We start from the raw sequence: 16,171 nt of genomic DNA, 5'->3' as shown, positions 1-16,171 counted from the left end.
CACCCCTGCGAGGAAATCACCATGGCATGCTCTTCCGTCCGCCGCGCGCTGGCCGCGGCCGCCCTGGGCCTGTGCGCCGCTGGCGCCCAGGCCCAGGTCCAGATCACCGAGTGGCTGTACAACAGCTCGGAGTTCATCGAGTTCACCAATCTGGGCAGCCAGGCGGTCAGCTTCGCCGGCTGGTCCTTCGATGACGATTCGCGCGCCGCCGGCACCGTGAGCCTGTCGGCCTTCGGCCTGGTGAATCCGGGCGAGTCGGTGATCCTGGCCCAGGACTCGGCCGCGGCCTTCCGCGCCGCCTGGGCGCTGGGAGCGAACGTGAAGATCATCGGCGGCAACACCACCAATCTGGGTCGCGAGGACGAGATCAATCTCTACGACGCCGGCGGCCAGCTGGTGGATCGTCTGAGCTACGGCGACCAGACCCGCGGTACCGTGCGCACCGATACCGCCAGCGGCAATCCGCTGAGCCTGGCCGGGCTGAACGAGACCACGCCCACCAGCTGGGTGTGGGCCAGCGCCGGCGACGCCTTCGGCTCGCACCTGATCGGCAACGGCGCCATCGGCAATCCCGGCCAGTTCGCGCTGGCTCCGGTGCCCGAGCCCTCGAGCTACGCGCTGCTGATCGCCGGCCTGGCCGTGGTGGCCGGCGTGGCGCGCCGCCGTGCGAAGTGAGAGGCGAGCGCTCATGAAGAACAAGACTTCCCTCCTGAAGCGCGGCCTGGTCGCGCTGGCCGCCGTGGCGGCGGCCTCCTCCGCTTCGGCCGCCGGCTTCCTCAATCTGGGCAACTACCAGGCCGGCGGCAACTACACGCTCGACACGCTGGGTGGCCTGGGCCTGGAGGCCTCGGCCGTGAGCTATGCGCGCGACCGCGGCAGCCTCTTCGTCGTCGGCGACGAGGGCCTGGGCGTGACGGAGATCTCGCTGACCGGCCAGACCCTGTCGACCATGCGCTTCTCCGGCTGGCCGGCGGCCAGCAGCAACCATGACGCCGAGGGCCTGGCCTATCTGGGCAATGGCCAGCTGGTGGTGGTCGAGGAGCGGCTACAGGATGCCTACCGCTTCTCCTATGTGGCCGGCGGCAGCGTCAACCTGGCCAATGCGCCCTCGGTGTCCTTCGGCGCCAGCGCTGGCAATCTGGGTACCGAGGGCATCGGCTATGACCCACGGGGCGGCGGCAGTTTCGTCACCGTGAAGCAGGACAACCCGCAGGCCCTGCTGGCCGGCGGGCTGAGCTTCGCGCTGGGCGGCGGCGTATCGACCATGGCGCCGCTGTTCGACGCCGACGCTAGGCTGGGCCTGGCCAGCCTGTCCGACGTGGCAACGCTGGCCGGCGTCGACGCGCTGGCCGGCACGGCCGCGGCCGACCATCTGCTGGTGCTGAGCCTGGATTCGCGCCGCCTGGTGGAGATCGACCGCAGCGGCAACACCCTGTCCAGCTTCGACCTGAGCGGCCTCACCAGCCAGGCCATCGAGGGCGTGACCATCGACGAGAAGGGCGTCATCTACCTGGTGGCCGAGGACAGCGGCACCGGGAACTCGCGGCTGCTGACGCTGAACCCGATGGCGCCGGTGCCCGAGCCGGCCAGCCTGGCGCTGATGCTGGCCGGCCTCGCCCTGCTGGGCTGGCGCGCGCGCCGGCACTGAAAAACCTCGCCGCCGAACGGCGCGGCGGCGGGCCATTGATGGCCCGCCGGCACGGTTGTCGCAAAGCCGCTACCATCGTCGCCACCCATCTCGAAGCGAGAGGCATGACGATGATGAAGCAGAACATGAAGACGACAAATGCAACGAGGACGACGGCGCTGCTGAAGCGCTGGGGCCGTGCCGGCACCCTGGGCCTGCTGCTGGCCGCCGGTGCGCTGGCCCAGGCGGCCGACCTGCTCGACGAGGTGAAGCAGCGCGGCAGCCTGCGCGTCGCGGTGGAGGGCACCTACCCGCCCTTCAACTACCGCGACGAACAGGGCAAGCTGACCGGCTTCGACGTCGAGATCGCGGAAGCGCTTGCCGCCAAGCTGGGCGTCAAGCCCGAGTTCACGACCACCGAGTGGAGCGGCATCCTGGCCGGCCTGCAGGCCGGCAAGTACGACGTGATCGTCAACCAGGTGGCGGCCACCGAGGTGCGCCGCAAGACCTTCGACTTCAGCGATGCCTATGTGGTGTCGAGCCCGCAGCTGGTGGTGCGCGCCAACGAGACCCGCGCGTTGAAGACCCCGGACGATCTGAAGGGCAAGAAGATCGGCGTGGGCCAGGGCACCAATTACGCCGAGTTGGCGCGCGGCATCGCCGGGGCCGATGTCAAGGTCTATCCCGGCGCGGCCGAATACCTGCAGGACCTGGCCAGCGGCCGCATCGACGTGGCGCTGAACGACAGCCTCTTGATCCCCTATCTGGCCGCCAAGACCAAGCTGCCGGTCAAGGCCGGCGCGCCGCTGGGCGCGGTGGAGAGCAATGCGATCCCCTTCCGCAAGGACAACCCGAAGTTCAAGGCGGCGATCGACAAGGCCCTGGCCGACATGAAGGCCGACGGCAGCTTCGCGAAGATCTCGGCCAAATGGTTCGGCCGCGACGTCAGCAAGCCGCCGGTCGCGCAGTAGGCAACAGGCGCTCGCTGCTTACCATCTGACCGCCCCCAGCCGGGGGCGGTGCCGTTTGCGGCACAAGAAAAAGGGACCTCGCGATGGATCTTGTTTCGCTGTTCGAGCTGGCCGCGCCGGTGATGCTCAAGGCCACCGGCCTGACCCTGCTGTTCGCGGTGGCGGCGATGGTGCTGGGCCTGGCGCTGGGCGCCCTGATCGCGCTCTTGCGCGTGCTGGCGGTGCCGGGCCTGGCCCAGGCCGCGGCCCTCTATGTCAGCGCCTTTCGCGGCACGCCGCTGCTGGTGCAGGTGTTCATCATCTACTACGGCCTGCCCAGCGTGGGCATCGAGTTCTCGCCCCTGGTGGCCGGCATCCTGGCGCTGACGCTCAATGTCGCGGCCTATCTGTCGGAGAGCCTGCGCGGCGCGGTGGCCGGCATCGGGGACGGGCAATGGATGGCCGGCAGGAGCCTCGGGATGACGCGGGTGCAGACCCTGCGCTACATCATCGCGCCGCAGGCGCTGCGCTCGGCCGTGCCCAGCCTCAGCAACAGCCTGATCAGCCTGATCAAGGACACCTCCCTGGTCTCGGTGATCGCGGTGACCGAGCTGATGCTGGCCACCAAGGAGCTGATCTCCACCACCTTCCAGCCCTTTCCGCTCTATATCGCGGCGGCGCTGGTCTACTGGGTGCTGAGCCTGGCCTTCGAGCAGTTGCAGAAGCTGCTGGAGAAGCGGCTGGCGTTTCCGCATTGAGGGCCGCGCAGGGTACGCTCGGCCTAGGCCCGCCTCTTCACCTCACGACGCTTCCCATCACACCATGCACAACGATCCCTGCAAGGCCCTGCGCAAGGCGCTGCTCGACCTGCATCGCGCCCTGATCGAACTGGAACGGCGCGACTACGAGAAACGGCATGGCCCGCAGGGGGCGGGCGACTTCCTGCAGGTGATGGCCTATGCCGAGGAGATGCGCTGGCTCGAGCCCCTGAGCCGCCTGATCGTGATGCTGGACGAGGCGCTCGATGGCGACGGGGATGCGCTGGCCGCCCCGGTGGCCGTGGCGCAGCGCGCGCGGCAGCTGCTGAGCCTGGACCGCGACAGCAGCGAGCCCTTCACGACCCGCTATCTGTGGCATTTCGACGGTTCGCCGGAACTGGTGCAGGCCCACACCCAGGCGCTGGCGGCGCTGAAGGCCGCGGGGACCCGCGCACCTTAGGTTTGGCCTCTCAGTCCGCCTTCACCTTCGCATCGCGGATCACCTTGCCCCACTTGGCCGTCTCGCTGGCGATGAAGGCCGCGAACTCGGCGCTCGTGCCGCCCATCGGCACCGTGCCCATGCCCTCCAGCCGCTGCCGCACCTCGTCCAGGCGCACGATCGCGTGCACCTCGTCGGCCACGCGCCGGATGGCCTCGGCCGGCGTGCCGGCCGGGGCCAGGATGCCGGCCCAGGTGCTGCCGGTGAAGCCGGCGATGCCCTGCTCGATGAAGGTCGGCACCTCGGGCAGGGCCGGCAGGCGCTTGTCGGCGGCCACGCCGATCAGGCGCACCTTGCCGCTCTTGCCGGGGTTGATCAGGCCCGAGGCGGCGTCGAGGAAGAGCTGGATCTGGCCGCCCATCAGATCGGTCAGCGCCGCCGCGGCGCCGCGGTAGGGGATGTGGACCATGAAGCTGCCTGTCAGCGCCTTCAGGAGCTCGGTGCTCAGGTGCGCGGCCGAGCCATTGCCGCTGGAGCCGAAGCTGACCTTGCCGGGGTTGCGCTTCGCGTAGGCGATCAGCTCGGCCGCGGTCTTGAAGGGCGCGTCGTTGTGGACCGCGGCCACCAGCGGCGAGAGGCCGATCAGCGCGACCGGCGCGATGTCCCTGGCCGGGTCGTAGGGCAGCTTGGGATAGAGCGTGGTGTTGGCCGCGTAGGCGGCGATCACGACGGCCATCGTGTAGCCGTCGGCCGGGGACTTGGCCATCTGGTCCACGCCGATGATGCTGTTGGCGCCGGGCTTGTTGTCGACCAGCACCGGCTGGCCTAGGCGCTCCTGCAGCTTCTGCGCGACCAGGCGCGCCGTCACGTCGGTGAAGCCGCCGGGCGGGTAGGGCACGATCAGCTTGACCGGCCGGGCGGGCCAGGCGGCCTGGGCGCCGACGCGGCCGGGCAGGGCGAGGGCTGCGGTGGTGGCGAGGCCGAAGTCGCGGCGGGTCAGGCTCATGATGCTTTTGTCTCCTCGTGCTTGTTCTGCTGGTAGCGCTCGCGCAGTTCGCGCTTGAGCACCTTGCCGATGGCGCTGCGCGGCAGCTCGTCGAGATAGCGCAGGTCGATCAGGCGCTGGGTCTTGCCGACCCGGCCGTTCAGCCAGGCCAGCAGCTCGGCCGCCGGCGGCGCGTCGCGGCCGGACTCGCGCCGCACCACATAGGCCACCGGGCTCTCGCCCCAGGCGCTGGCCACGCCGACCACCGCCGCCTCGGCCACCGCCGGATGCTCGCGCAACGCGGCCTCCAGATCGCTGGGATAGAGGTTGAAGCCGCCCGAGATGATCATGTCCTTCTTGCGGTCGATCAGGGTCAGGAAGCCCTCGGCGTCGAAGCGGCCGATGTCGCCGGTGCGGATGAAGCGCTTGCCGTCCGGCGCGAACCATTCGGCCTCGCGCGTCTTCTCGGGCTGGCCGTGGTAGCCGCTCATCATCGCCGGTGAATGGCCGACCACCTCGCCCGCCTCGTGGCTGCCGGGTGCGAGTTCCACATCGTCGGCGCCGATCAGGCGGATGTCATGGCCGGGTTGGGGCCGGCCCACGGTGTGCAGCTTGTCCGGGTGCAGATGAGCTTCGAGGATGCAGGTGCCGCCACCCTCGGTCATGCCGTAGAACTCGGTCAGGCCGCCGGGCCAGCGCGCCAGCACCCGGGCCTTCAGCGCCGCGGAGAAGGGCGCGCTGGTGCAGAACTTCAGCCGGAAGCTCGCGAGGTCGAAGCGGTCGAAGTCCGGATGGTCCATCAGGCGCTGGTATTGCACCGGCACCAGCATCGTGTGGGTGGCGCGGCGCTGCTCGGCCAGGGCCAGATAGGCGCCGGCCTCGAACTTGGCCATCAGCTCGACGCAGCCGCCATAGGCGATGCTGGGCACGAAGACCACCAGCGTGGTGTTCGAGTACAGCGGCGTGGCCAGCAGGGTGCGGGCTTCCGGTCCGTAGCCATATTGCACGCCGCGCTGCACATGGGCCCAGCGCATGCCATGCGATTGCACGATGCCCTTGGGCGTGCCGGTCGTGCCGGAGGAATAGATGATGTTGAAGGGCGCCTCGGGCGCCAGTGCCACCGGTGCCGGGCGCGTGCCCGCGGGCGCCAGCCAAGCCGGCAGGTCGCGCAGGACATCGATGCAGCGCAGGCCCGGCGGTGCCAGGCCCGCGGCGCTGTCGTCCAGGAACAGCAGTTTCGCCTGCGCGTCGGCCAGCATGCCCGCGAACTGGACTTGTGTCACCGAACTGGCCAGCGGCGCGACGACCACACCGGCGCGCAGCGCGCCGAGGAACAGCGCGGCCTGGGTCGGCGTGGCCAGGCCGGCCAGCGCGATCGCATCGCCGGGCCGCAGGCCCTCGCGCTGCAGGGCCGCGGCCACGCGGTCCAGCAGCGCGTCGAGCTCGCCATACGTGAGCTGCTCGTCGCCGCCGCGCAGCGCAACGGCCGCCGGGCGCCGCGCCGCATGCTCGCGCACCAGATCGGCGACGAGGCGAAAGGAAGCTTCGACGATGGTCATCGCGCGGACCTACTTGGCCGCCAGGCCCAGGCGCTCGATCAGGGCCTTGTCCTTGGCATAGGTCTCGACCGCCCAGGAGCGGTAGTCGGCGCCGCTGCGGTACCACATGGCCTGGTTCAGCTGGTCCAGCAGCTCCTGATGCCTGGGATCGTCCATCGCCTTCTTGAAGGCGTCGTGCAAGGCCGCGACGACGGCCGGGTCCATGCCCTTGGGGCCCACCAGGCCATAGGGCGAGGTCGCGACCACGCCATAGCCCAGCTCCTTGGCCGTGGGCACCTGGGGCCAGCGCTTGGTGCGCTGCTCGCCGAAGGTCACCAGCAGGCGCATCTGGCCGCCATCGACGAACTTGTCCCAGCCGCTGGCATCGCTCTGCGCCATCACATGGCCGCCCAGCAGCGCCTGCTGCAGATCGGCATTGCCCTTGTAGGGCACATGGGTCAGCTGCACCTTGGCATGGCCGGCCAGCTCTTCCATCAGCAGATGCGGGCTCGAGCCGGTGCCGGTGGAGCCGTAGTTCAGCGCGCCGGGGGCCTTGCGCGCGGCCTCGATGTACTCGTTGAAGCTCTTGTAGGGCGAGTCGCTGCGCACCGTGAAGCCGAAGGTATAGCCCGAGATGCCGATGAGGAACGTGAAGTCGTTCAGCGGATGCCAGGCGGTCTTCTGCATATGCGGGATGCGCAGCATGCCGAGCGGGAACTGGGCGATCGTGTAGCCATCGGGCTTGGCGGTCAGGGCCATGGTGCCGGGGCCCAAGGTGCCGCCGCCGCCGGGCTTGTTGTCGATGATGATCTGCTGGCCCAGATGCTTGGAGGCCAGCTCGGCCAGCGCGCGCAGATGGCGGTCGGTGGAGCCGCCGGCCGGCCAGGGCACGATCATCGTGATCGGCTTGGCGGGCCAGGCCTGGGCCAGGGCCGGCGCGTGGACCGTGCCCAGCGCCGTGGCGGAGGCCGCTGCCAGCAGCAGGCTGCGGCGCGTGACGCTTGTTGGGGTCATGTCTTGTCTCCTGTGGTGGTCGATGTCTTGTTCTCGCCGTTCCGCCTGGCCTGCTGTTCCTGCAGCTCGCGCCACATCACCTTGCCGCTGCCGGACTTGGGCAGACCGGCGACGAACTCGACCAGGCGCGGGCTCTTGTAGGCCGCCATATGCTCATGGCACCAGGCTATCAGTTCCTGCGCGCTGAGGCCGGCACCGGGCTTGCGCACCACCAGGGCCTTGACCGTCTCGCCGCGGCGCGCATCGGGCACCCCGATCACGCAGGCCTCCAGCACGGCCGGGTGGTGGTACATCAACGCCTCGACCTCGGCCGGCCAGACCTTGTAGCCCGAGGCATTGATCATGCGTTTCAGGCGGTCGGTCATGAAGAAGTAGCCGTCCTCGTCGATGCGGGCCATGTCGCCGGTGCGCAGGAAGCGCTTGCCGGCGATCTCGACAAAGGCTTCCTCGGTGGCGCGGGGCTGCTGCCAGTAGCCCTGCATCACCTGGGGCGCGTGGACCACGATCTCGCCGCTTTCGCCCTGCGGCAGCTCGGCCGAGGTCTGCGGGTCGATGATGCGGGCATCGACATCGAACACCGGGATGCCCAGGCACTGAGGCTTCGGCCGGTGCGTCGGGTTGATATGGGTGGCGGCCATGGTCTCGCTCATGCCATAGCCCTCGACATAGTCGAGCCCCGTCAGTGCCTTCAGCTTGGCGCAGATGGCCGCCGGCATCGCCGCGCCGCCGCCGCGGATGCCGGCCAGGCTGGAGAGGTCATGCTCGGCCAGCCGCGGGTTGGCCAGGAAGTCGATCATCATCGTCGAGATGGTCTGCCAGACCGTGACCCGGTAGCGCGCGATCGACAGCGCCGCCACCTCGCGATCCCAGCGCGGCAGGATCACGATCGTCGCGCCGATATAGAGGGGGCCGTTCATGCTGCCCGACATGCCGGTCACATGGAAGAAGGGCAGGGCGGCCAGGTAGACCGCGTCCTGGGTGCGGCCGAACCAGCAGACCCCGCCGACCAGGGTGCTCATCACGCTGGCATGGGTGTGCATGCAGCCCTTGGGCCGGCCGGTGGTGCCCGAGGTGTAGGGCATCACGGCCAGGTCTGCGGGGCCGGCGCGCATCGGCCCGGGTTCGTGCCCGGCCGCCAGCGCCTCGGACCAGGCGGTGCAGCCGGCGGGCAGTTCGGCAAGGCGCGGCGCGGCGACGAAGTCCGGCACCGCCATGTCGGTGGCGGCGCGCAGATGGTCGCTGTAGGTCGCGACCAGCAGGCGGCTCAGGCCGGCCGTGCCCAGTAGCGGCGCCAGCTCGGGCAGCAGATCCTGGGCCACCAGGGCGATGCGCGCGCCGCTGTCCTCCACATAATGGCGCAGTTCCTCGCCGCGGTTCATCGCGTTGACCGGCACGACCACCGCATCGGCGCGCAGGATCGCGTAGTAGCCCAGCACCCATTGCGGACTGTTCTGCATGAAGAGCAGCACGCGCTCGCCGCGCTGCAGGCCCTGCACCGTTTGCAGCCAGCCAGCCAGCAATTCGGCCTCGTGCTTGAAGTCCGCATAGCTGAGCGCCGAGTCGTAGAACAGGGTGCAGGGCTTGTCGGGGTAGCGTGCGGCCGAGACCTCGATGTTGTAGAAGAGGTGGGTGCGGGGCAGGCTCAGCTGCCGCGGCAGGCCGGGAGGCCAATGGCTGAAATGCGCGTCGGACATGCTGCCAATGATGAGCCCGGCCGTGACGGCCCGGGTGCTCATGTCTCCTGAATGTTTGCGTTGGTCCGGTGCTCGAATTCCGCAGATCGGAATGGAGTGGCCGGTACGGACCAGTCTACGCAGTCCCGCGACCCGCTGTAAATGCGGCTCAGGGATTGCGAGCATGTGGCGCATGCGGAGGGTCATGCAATATTCCGATCAGCGGAAAACAGAGGAAGGCGGCGCGGAGATGGGACGCAGGCGCAGCCTGACGGCGGCTGTGACGGCAGCGGTAACGATGGCGGCCGAGGCACCGGACCCGGCGGCGGACCGCCGCTTCGTCAGCGCGCTGGCGCGCGGCCTGGCCCTGCTGCGCTGCTTCCGCCCGCAGGATCGCTGGCTGGCGCATCAGGAGCTGGCGCGCCGCACCGGCCTGCCGCAGGCCACCGTGTCGCGCCTGGCCTTCACCCTGGTGAGCCTGGGCTATCTGCGCCACCGCGCGGCGAGCGGCGAGTACGCGCTCGCCCCGGCCGTGCTGGCGCTGGGCTTCTCGGTGCTGACCAACTTCGAGATCGGGCGCATCGCGCGGCCCTGGATGGAGGCGCTGGCCGAGCAGACCCAGGCCGCCGTCTCGCTGGGCGTGCGGCATGAGGAGTCGATGGTCTATGTGGCCCATTGCCGCAGCACCGCACGGCTGATCCTGGGTCTGGATGTGGGCACGCGCCTGCCCCTGGCCGAGACCGCGATGGGGCGAGCCCTGTGGTGCGCCTCCAGCCCCGGCATGCGCGCGCTGATCGCCGCCAGGCTGCGTGCCGACGCCGGGCCGCGCTGGCCGCAGCGCCAGGCCGCGCTGGCGCGTGCCGAAGCCGAGATGGCCTCCCGCGGCTATGTCAGCTCCGAGGCCGAATGGGAAAGCGAGATCGCCGCGATCGGCATCGGCATCGACCTTGGCGACGGCCGCGAGCCGCTGGCGCTGACCGTCGGCGGCGCAGCGGCGCGGCTGCAGGGCAGCCTGCTGCACGAGCAGTTCGCGCCGGCGCTGATCGAGGCCGGGCGGGCGATCGTGGCCGCCATTCAGTCCGGTGGATGGCCCGATTGATCAGGGCGTCTTGAAGGCCGGATCGCCCGCCGCGTCGGGCCGCGGCTTCCATTCGATCGAGTAGTAGCTGCCGCGCTCGCGTGCCCAGGGATCGAAGGCATTGACCACATGCTCCAGCTCCGGCGCCAGTTCTGGCGTCACGCGCTGCAGCACGCGCTTGAGCGGCGCGACCTCCATGGCGTGATTGTTGGGCCGGCCCTTTTCCATCTTCTTGCCGTCCGGGCCGTTGTCGTTGACCCAGCGCACGCCCAGATGGCCGTAGAACTCGGGGCGGAAGCCGGAGGTGAAGAAGCGGTCACTGAACAGGCGCCGCGAGGCATTCAGGATGAAGACCTGGAACTGCGTCTCCGAGATCGCGAAGCCATGCGGATGCGCGAACTCGGACAGCCAGCCCACCACATTGTCCAGATCCTCGACGTTGTCCACCAGGCTGCCGTCGGGCCGGCCCAGGCAGTCGTTGATCGGCGTGCCGTCGGGGTTGCGCTGGGCTCGCGTGATCACCTTGCTCGCGTCGCAGCGGTGCTGGCCGTAGACCTCGCGCAGCAGGCCCACGAGGCGCTGCTGTTCGGCGCGTTCGGGCGAGGCTTCGGGCAGGCGGCGGTCGACGAAATCGTCGAAGCTTGTCATCTGGCGCAGGCCGTACTGGCGGCGGAATTCGTTGAAGCGCGGCACGCCGCGCTCGCGGTCGCGGATCAGGTCCAGCGCCATCACGTCGATCTTGGCTATGCCGGCCGGCGCGCGTGCCAGCGCCAGGTGTTGCAGGAACTGCGGCTGGTTCTGCAGGGTCAGCAGGCCCAGGCGCTGGCGGCCCATCGACAGGGCCCAGTTGGCCAGCCCCTGGCCGCGCATCGCGGGTGCGGCCCCGGCGCGGAAGGTGTCGGCCACCGGCACCTTGGCGCGGATCGTGTTGGGATCGCCCGAGGCCCAGTCGCGCAGCTCGATCAGGTCGGGCACCAGCGCGTGCAGGCGGTAGACGCTGACGAATTCCTCGGGGAAGTTGAAGGGCGAGCCGAAATGGTTGACGCCACCGTTGACATGGTCCGGGTTGGCCAGGCTCCAGCGGTCGCCGTCCTTGTCGGGGCGGCCGGGGTCGGGTCTTGCGAACACCGGGTCGTCGGCATAGACCCGGTTGCCCAGGCCGAAGATGCCGGGGCCCGAGGCCAGCGCCGAGTACCACTGGGTGGCGCGCTTGGCGTCCTCGCTACGCCCGAAGTTGTTGACGACGATCCGCTCCAGCGCCGAGGCCACCAGCGGCTGGTTGGCGAACAGCCCGCCCCAGTTGGCGTTCATGCCCAGGAACAGCGGCTCGCCGTAGAGCAGCTGCGGCGTCCACTCGATGGTGTGGATCTTGGCGATCTCGGCGGCCACCACCAGGCGCGCCATCTCGAACAGCTCGTCGGCCGTCACCTCGCGGTAGCGGATGACGGCCTCCGGCCGCGCCGGGTGGCGCAGGCCCGAATCGGCCTGCGGCGTCGCCACCGCCTGGGCGCGGAAGGCCGCGACGAAGGCGTTGTGCTCGCGCGCGAACACATGGTGGTAGAAGCTCATGCCGATGCTCCAGTTGTCCGGGAAGGCCGTGGCCTCCTGGCCGGCCCATTGCGGCGCGATCGGATCGACGCCGCTCTGGAACAGGGGCAGATAGCCCTGGGCCTCACCCTTGCCCTCACCGCGTGCGGGCTGCAGCAGCAGCTTTGCGGGGTCGGCCGGATCGCGCTTGACGCGCTGGCGCGAGCGCTCGTCGTGGCCATAGATCTGCGAGGCGTCCCACCAGGCGGTGACATGGTTGCGCGTGGTCCGGTGGGCGCGCGCCAGGCGCGGCTGACCGTCCTTGATGAACTGCGGCGGCGCGCCGGTCTCGGCCATCAGCGCGGGATCGATGCGGTCCTCGGGGCGGCAGCCCGAGCTGGCGTCGGCGCAGCCCACCGGCATCGGCGCGGCGCCGGCATTGTTCTGGCCCTCGTCCAGGTGGGAGAACCAGTCGTGCGTCATGAACTGGATCCAGAAGGCCGCCAGCACATTGAAGAAGGGCGCCTTCTTGTAGTCGCAATGGGCGTCGATGCTATTGCCGGGCAGGCCCCGGCCCTCGCGGCACAGCTCGGGCCGGCTCTGCGCGCGGGTGAAGAGCTTGCGGCTGATCAGCTGCGGATCGGGCTTGAGCAGGGCCAGGCGCCCGCCATGGCGGTTGCGCGCCAGTTCGTCGGCGCCCAGCTCGGGGAAGGTGGATTCGAATTCCACATTGCGCGCGAAGGGCGTGCCGATCGCGCCCATCAGCGGGTTGCGGATGTCGTTGCAGATGCCGGTCAAGGTGCGGGCGCGGATCAGCTCGCCCCCGCACAGCTGCGGCCCGGCGCCGCCGACGGCCGCATAGTCCGGCGCGGTGGGCGGCAGGCGCATCGCGGGCCAGGTCTTCAATGCCGGGCCGTCGACGCCGTCCCGACCCAGCACATAGGCGGGGAAGCTGCCGGCGTTGTCGAACAGGTTGAACTTGATCAGCTCCATGCGCTGGTATTCCAGGTCCAGCAAGGCGCCGTCGATGCCGCGGCCGTTGCGCGACAGATGCAGGCCCACGCGCTCGGTGCCGGGCGCGAAGCTGCCGGCGTCGCCGGTCGCCCAGTAATTGGCCCAGTCCACATAGGGCGCGCCGCGAAAGGCCACGGCCTTGTCGCCGCCGCGGCAGCGCGCCACGTCCTCGGCCACCTTGCCCAGGAAGCGCGCGTCGCGCTCCGGTGCCAGCGGCCGGAAGCCGCGTGCCAGCATTGCCGCGCAGGCGCCGAGCTCGCCCTGCGGCGCCTTGGCGTCATGGGCCGGCGGCGGACTGACGCAGGCGACGCTGCCGAGCAGCGCCGGCAGACCGATGAGCACGAGGCGCTTGGAGATGGTCGACATGGCATGTCCCTCCCGATGGCGCGCCATTGGAGACCAGGCCCGGAATGGCCGCCATCCCTATGCCATGTAGGCCGCGTCCTACCCGCGTTGCCGGGTTTGCCCCACAGCTGCGGCGGCCGGCCGGCGCTGCAATGGGGCTCCACCTCATGCAGGAGCAGTACATGAGCGGCCGGTCCATCTCATTCCGTCATTCGCACGGGCCCCGGGAAAGCTGTGAAATTTCCCATCTACCCGAGGCCGTGCCGGATGAACTGCCGCGGCAGGACGAGGCGCGACCCGAGGCGCCGCGCCGCGGCCGGCATCGTCCGCCACCCTTCTACCTGCGCTGGTGGCTGGCATGGCGCCGCTGGCGCTGACGCCGCTCAACGATAGAGCACCGCCGTGCGTGCCAGCAGGGCGACGAAGGCCTCGCGCAGCGCCGGCGGCGCCAGCACCTCGGCCTCGGCTTCCAGGCGTAGCAGCTGGCCGGCCGCATGCTCGACCGATTCGATCGGGATCTCGACGCGCAGCCAGCCCGGCCTTGCATCGTCCGGCCGCTGGCTGCGCCTGGCGGCCTCGCCGAGGGCCCGGCCCAGCTGGCCCAGCAGCCTGAGCCCGCGCGGGCTGACGCACAGGCTGGCGAGTTCGCGCTGCAGCCCGGTCTCGAAGCGCTCGGTCGACGCGCGCCACCAGGCGGCCAGATCGAAGTCGCGCGGGCGCTCAAAGCCAGCGCCTTCATCTCCTTCTTCACGCAGGCGCAGCGCCAGCATGCTTTGCAAGGCATAGGTGCGTGGCGCCGCGCCGGCGCCGCTGCGCGCCACCAGATACCAGGCGCCGGCCTTCAGTACCAGGCCCAGCGGCTCCAACTCGCGTTCGACCACGCCCTTCCAGCTCTCGTAGCGCAGCCACAGCCGGCGCTCGCGCCAGACCGCCTGGGCCACGGCGGCCAGGTGCAGGGCGGCCGGCGATTCGCGGTACCAGTCGACCGGATCCAGATGGAAGCGCGCGCCGACGCGCCGGGCGTCCTCCTGCCAGCCGGCGGGCAGGGCGGCCAGCAGCTTCAGCTGGGCCGAGGCCAGCGCCTCGCCCAGGCCCAGCTCGGCCGCCGGCCCCGGCAGGCCGGCCAGGAACACCGCCTGGGCCTCGGGCACGGTCAGGCCATCGAGCTTGGTGCGCCAGCCCTCGCGCAGCTGGAAACCGCCGTGGCGCCCGGTCTCGGCCCAGATCGGCACGCCGGCGGCGCTGAGCCGATCGACATCGCGGTAGACCGTGCGCACCGATACCTCCAGCGCCGCGGCCAGGGCCTGGGCGCTGAGGCGGCCGCGGTCCTGCAGCAGCATCAGGATCGAGAGCAGTCGGCTGGCTTGCATGATGAATGAATCGCAGTGTGCCGACGAACACTGACAGGCCCTGTCAGCATTGCGCGCGCAGCATCGCGGCATTCACCCAAGGGAGTGCTGCCATGACTGTTCTTGACGAGGCGGGTGCGGTGCTGGAACTGCGCCAGTACACCCTGCACCCGGGCCGGCGCGACACGCTGATCGCGCTGTTCGAACGCGAGTTCATCGAGCCCCAGCGGGCCTGCGGCATCCGCCTGCCGGGCCAGTTCCGCGACCTGGACCGGCCGGACCGCTTCGTCTGGCTGCGCGGCTTTGCCGACCTGGCCGGCCGCGCCCGGGCGCTGGCGGACTTCTATGGCGGGCCGGCCTGGCGCGCGCATCGCGACGCGGCCAACGCGACCATGATCGATTCGGACGACGTGCTGCTGCTGCGGCCGGTGGCGGGGCTCGCTGGCGCGCCGGTTGCCGGTGCCCGCGGTGGGCAGATCGTCGCCGGCATCTGCACGCTCGACGCGCCCGCCGATGAGGCCTTGCTGGCTGAGTTCGCGGCGCAGTTGCTGCCCTGGCTGCACCGGCAAGGGGCGGCGCTGCTGGCCTGCTGGGTCAGCGATCCGGCCCTGGTCAACAACTTCCCGCGCCTGCCGGTGCGCGAGGGCGAGCATGTCCTCGTCTGGCTGGCGCATCACCCGCAGGGGCTGCAGGACGTGGAGCGACCGGCGCCGGTTGCCGCCGCGCAACTGCTGCGCCTGCTTCCCACCGCAGGCTCGGCCCTGCAGATCCGCGAGGAGAACAGCATGCAAGAAGAAGCAAGGTTCATCGGCCGCCCCGGCGATTTCGATTTCCTGGTCGGCGGCCGCTGGCGCGTGCGCAACCGTCGGCTGCACACACGCCTGGTGGGCGCGGCGGACTGGACCGAGTTCGAGGCCGTCAGCCAGGCCTGGCGCCACCTGGACGGCCAGGTCAGCGTGGACGAGATTGCCTTTGAAACCGAGGGCTTCGCCGGCTGCACCCTGCGCACGCTGAACCTGCAGACCCGGCAATGGGCGATCTACTGGATCAACAGCCGTTGCGGCCAGCTGTTTCCGCCGGTGCACGGCGGCTGGGATGGTGCACGCGGGGAGTTCTACGGCGAGGACGAGGACGACGGCCGGCCGGTGCGGGTGCGTTTCGTCTGGGAACGCCTGGCGCGGGACCGGGCGCGCTGGACCCAGGCCTTCTCGGTCGATGGCGGCGCCACCTGGGAAGACAACTGGGTGATGGAGATGGAGCGGGAACCCCTCCTGCCTGCCTGAAGGTAATTCACCGACAAGGGGCGGGATTTTGTAGGAATTTGCCAGCGCCGGCTTGGAATTGCGCCGACAGGGCCTCTGGCGCTGGACTTATGGCGAACGGGCGGCCCAGCGCCGATGCTTGAGATATACGAAGCACGACTGGGAGTCAGTCATGAAGCACACCACCAAGAGCCCGGACGGCCCCGTACCGTCCTCCTCCTTCGAGATCCGCTTCGATTCCTTGTTCAATGCCGGCCAGGCCCTGGCCTTCCCCTGCGATGCCGAGGGCCATGTCGATCTCGACGCGCTGCCCGAACGGGCCCGCAACAACTACCTCTTTGCCCGCGCGATGGTGGGCCGGGACTTCCTGGCGCCCCGCGTACATGGTGCTTGAGCTGGGACCGCGCCATGCGCCCCCCGCCCAAGCCCAAGCAGATCAAGCGCCAGCGCCAGCGTGATCTGATGCAGCCCCCGCCGCCCTTGTTCCCGCAGCGGGAGGAACCTGTGTACTACAAGCCCCTGGGATGAGGCGCCGCGGCGAGGCGGTGGAAAAAGTGTATACACTTCTGTCCACATGATTCGTCGCCGCGGCGCACCGGTCCCGACCGAACA

General features: G+C 70.1%; 14 protein-coding genes. 8 read left to right on the top strand and 6 right to left on the bottom strand.

Annotated features, from left to right (window positions below; all coding sequences use genetic code 11):
- Positions 1 to 21: 21 nt before the first annotated feature.
- The 5 genes from AC07OQ_RS10775 to AC07OQ_RS10755 all read left to right on the top strand — a co-directional run bounded on the left by AC07OQ_RS10775 (position 22) and on the right by AC07OQ_RS10755 (position 3,795).
- Positions 22 to 675, top strand: coding sequence for a lamin tail domain-containing protein (locus AC07OQ_RS10775; RefSeq protein WP_495053119.1), 654 nt, complete (start codon positions 22 to 24; stop codon positions 673 to 675).
- A 13-nt stretch (positions 676 to 688) separates the two neighbouring features.
- A complete protein-coding gene (locus AC07OQ_RS10770; protein ID WP_495053118.1) occupies positions 689 to 1,648 on the top strand; it encodes an SdiA-regulated domain-containing protein in 960 nt (319 codons plus the stop codon).
- Positions 1,649 to 1,773: 125 nt separating this feature from the next.
- Positions 1,774 to 2,598 carry a transporter substrate-binding domain-containing protein gene (locus AC07OQ_RS10765; RefSeq protein ID WP_495053117.1) on the top strand — a complete coding sequence of 275 codons (825 nt, stop codon included), beginning with the start codon at positions 1,774 to 1,776 and terminating at the stop codon, positions 2,596 to 2,598.
- A gap of 83 nt (positions 2,599 to 2,681) precedes the next feature.
- Positions 2,682 to 3,335, top strand: a complete 654-nt coding sequence (locus AC07OQ_RS10760; protein ID WP_495053116.1) for an amino acid ABC transporter permease — start codon at positions 2,682 to 2,684, stop codon at positions 3,333 to 3,335.
- Between the two features lie 64 nt (positions 3,336 to 3,399).
- Positions 3,400 to 3,795, top strand: coding sequence for a hypothetical protein (locus tag AC07OQ_RS10755; RefSeq protein WP_495053115.1), 396 nt, complete (start codon positions 3,400 to 3,402; stop codon positions 3,793 to 3,795).
- 10 nt (positions 3,796 to 3,805) lie between these two features.
- On the opposite strand, the gene AC07OQ_RS10750 is transcribed toward AC07OQ_RS10755, so the two are convergent.
- Genes AC07OQ_RS10750 through AC07OQ_RS10735 form a run of 4 tightly spaced genes read right to left on the bottom strand, consistent with a single transcriptional unit; the run spans position 3,806 to position 9,005 of the window.
- A complete protein-coding gene (locus tag AC07OQ_RS10750; protein WP_495053133.1) occupies positions 3,806 to 4,783 on the bottom strand; it encodes a Bug family tripartite tricarboxylate transporter substrate binding protein in 978 nt (325 codons plus the stop codon).
- A complete protein-coding gene (locus AC07OQ_RS10745) occupies positions 4,777 to 6,318 on the bottom strand; it encodes a class I adenylate-forming enzyme family protein (protein ID WP_495053114.1) in 1,542 nt (513 codons plus the stop codon). Before AC07OQ_RS10745 ends, AC07OQ_RS10750 begins: the two co-directional genes overlap by 7 nt.
- A gap of 9 nt (positions 6,319 to 6,327) precedes the next feature.
- On the bottom strand, positions 6,328 to 7,311 hold the full coding sequence (locus AC07OQ_RS10740) for a tripartite tricarboxylate transporter substrate binding protein (protein ID WP_495053113.1): 984 nt from the start codon (positions 7,309 to 7,311) through the stop codon (positions 6,328 to 6,330).
- Complete coding sequence (locus tag AC07OQ_RS10735; RefSeq protein WP_495053112.1) at positions 7,308 to 9,005, bottom strand: long-chain fatty acid--CoA ligase; 1,698 nt, start codon at positions 9,003 to 9,005, stop codon at positions 7,308 to 7,310. Before AC07OQ_RS10735 ends, AC07OQ_RS10740 begins: the two co-directional genes overlap by 4 nt.
- A 229-nt stretch (positions 9,006 to 9,234) precedes the next feature.
- On the opposite strand from AC07OQ_RS10735, the gene AC07OQ_RS10730 reads away from it, so the two are divergent.
- Complete coding sequence (locus AC07OQ_RS10730) at positions 9,235 to 10,083, top strand: IclR family transcriptional regulator (RefSeq protein ID WP_495053111.1); 849 nt, start codon at positions 9,235 to 9,237, stop codon at positions 10,081 to 10,083.
- Here AC07OQ_RS10730 and AC07OQ_RS10725 read toward each other — a convergent pair whose 3' ends face one another.
- Entirely contained in the window at positions 10,084 to 12,969 is a 2,886-nt protein-coding gene (locus AC07OQ_RS10725) for a peroxidase family protein (protein ID WP_495053110.1), read from the bottom strand.
- A 362-nt stretch (positions 12,970 to 13,331) separates the two neighbouring features.
- Positions 13,332 to 14,318, bottom strand: a complete 987-nt coding sequence (locus AC07OQ_RS10720) for a helix-turn-helix transcriptional regulator (protein ID WP_495053109.1) — start codon at positions 14,316 to 14,318, stop codon at positions 13,332 to 13,334.
- Between the two features lie 92 nt (positions 14,319 to 14,410).
- Between AC07OQ_RS10720 and AC07OQ_RS10715 the strand changes: the two genes are divergently transcribed.
- The gene (locus tag AC07OQ_RS10715) at positions 14,411 to 15,580 is read left to right on the top strand and encodes an NIPSNAP family protein (RefSeq protein WP_495053108.1); all 1,170 of its coding nucleotides are present in this window, start codon (positions 14,411 to 14,413) and stop codon (positions 15,578 to 15,580) included.
- Between the two features lie 151 nt (positions 15,581 to 15,731).
- Complete coding sequence (locus tag AC07OQ_RS10710) at positions 15,732 to 15,953, top strand: hypothetical protein (RefSeq protein WP_495053107.1); 222 nt, start codon at positions 15,732 to 15,734, stop codon at positions 15,951 to 15,953.
- Positions 15,954 to 16,171: the final 218 nt, after the last annotated feature.

The organism is Roseateles sp. GW821-FHT09B06 (assembly GCF_059418245.1).
Note: the sequence above shows the minus strand (reverse complement) of the source record. Positions and strands in the feature narration are given on the sequence as shown.

Coding starts and splice junctions, on each gene's coding strand:
- AC07OQ_RS10735 (WP_495053112.1), bottom strand. CDS start 9,005: ATGTCCGACGCGCATTTCAGCCATTGGCCTCCCGGCCTGCCGCGGCAG.
- AC07OQ_RS10770 (WP_495053118.1), top strand. CDS start 689: ATGAAGAACAAGACTTCCCTCCTGAAGCGCGGCCTGGTCGCGCTGGCC.
- AC07OQ_RS10745 (WP_495053114.1), bottom strand. CDS start 6,318: ATGACCATCGTCGAAGCTTCCTTTCGCCTCGTCGCCGATCTGGTGCGC.
- AC07OQ_RS10765 (WP_495053117.1), top strand. CDS start 1,774: ATGAAGACGACAAATGCAACGAGGACGACGGCGCTGCTGAAGCGCTGG.
- AC07OQ_RS10710 (WP_495053107.1), top strand. CDS start 15,732: ATGAAGCACACCACCAAGAGCCCGGACGGCCCCGTACCGTCCTCCTCC.
- AC07OQ_RS10715 (WP_495053108.1), top strand. CDS start 14,411: ATGACTGTTCTTGACGAGGCGGGTGCGGTGCTGGAACTGCGCCAGTAC.
- AC07OQ_RS10730 (WP_495053111.1), top strand. CDS start 9,235: ATGGGACGCAGGCGCAGCCTGACGGCGGCTGTGACGGCAGCGGTAACG.
- AC07OQ_RS10740 (WP_495053113.1), bottom strand. CDS start 7,311: ATGACCCCAACAAGCGTCACGCGCCGCAGCCTGCTGCTGGCAGCGGCC.
- AC07OQ_RS10725 (WP_495053110.1), bottom strand. CDS start 12,969: ATGTCGACCATCTCCAAGCGCCTCGTGCTCATCGGTCTGCCGGCGCTG.
- AC07OQ_RS10755 (WP_495053115.1), top strand. CDS start 3,400: ATGCACAACGATCCCTGCAAGGCCCTGCGCAAGGCGCTGCTCGACCTG.
- AC07OQ_RS10775 (WP_495053119.1), top strand. CDS start 22: ATGGCATGCTCTTCCGTCCGCCGCGCGCTGGCCGCGGCCGCCCTGGGC.
- AC07OQ_RS10760 (WP_495053116.1), top strand. CDS start 2,682: ATGGATCTTGTTTCGCTGTTCGAGCTGGCCGCGCCGGTGATGCTCAAG.
- AC07OQ_RS10720 (WP_495053109.1), bottom strand. CDS start 14,318: ATGCAAGCCAGCCGACTGCTCTCGATCCTGATGCTGCTGCAGGACCGC.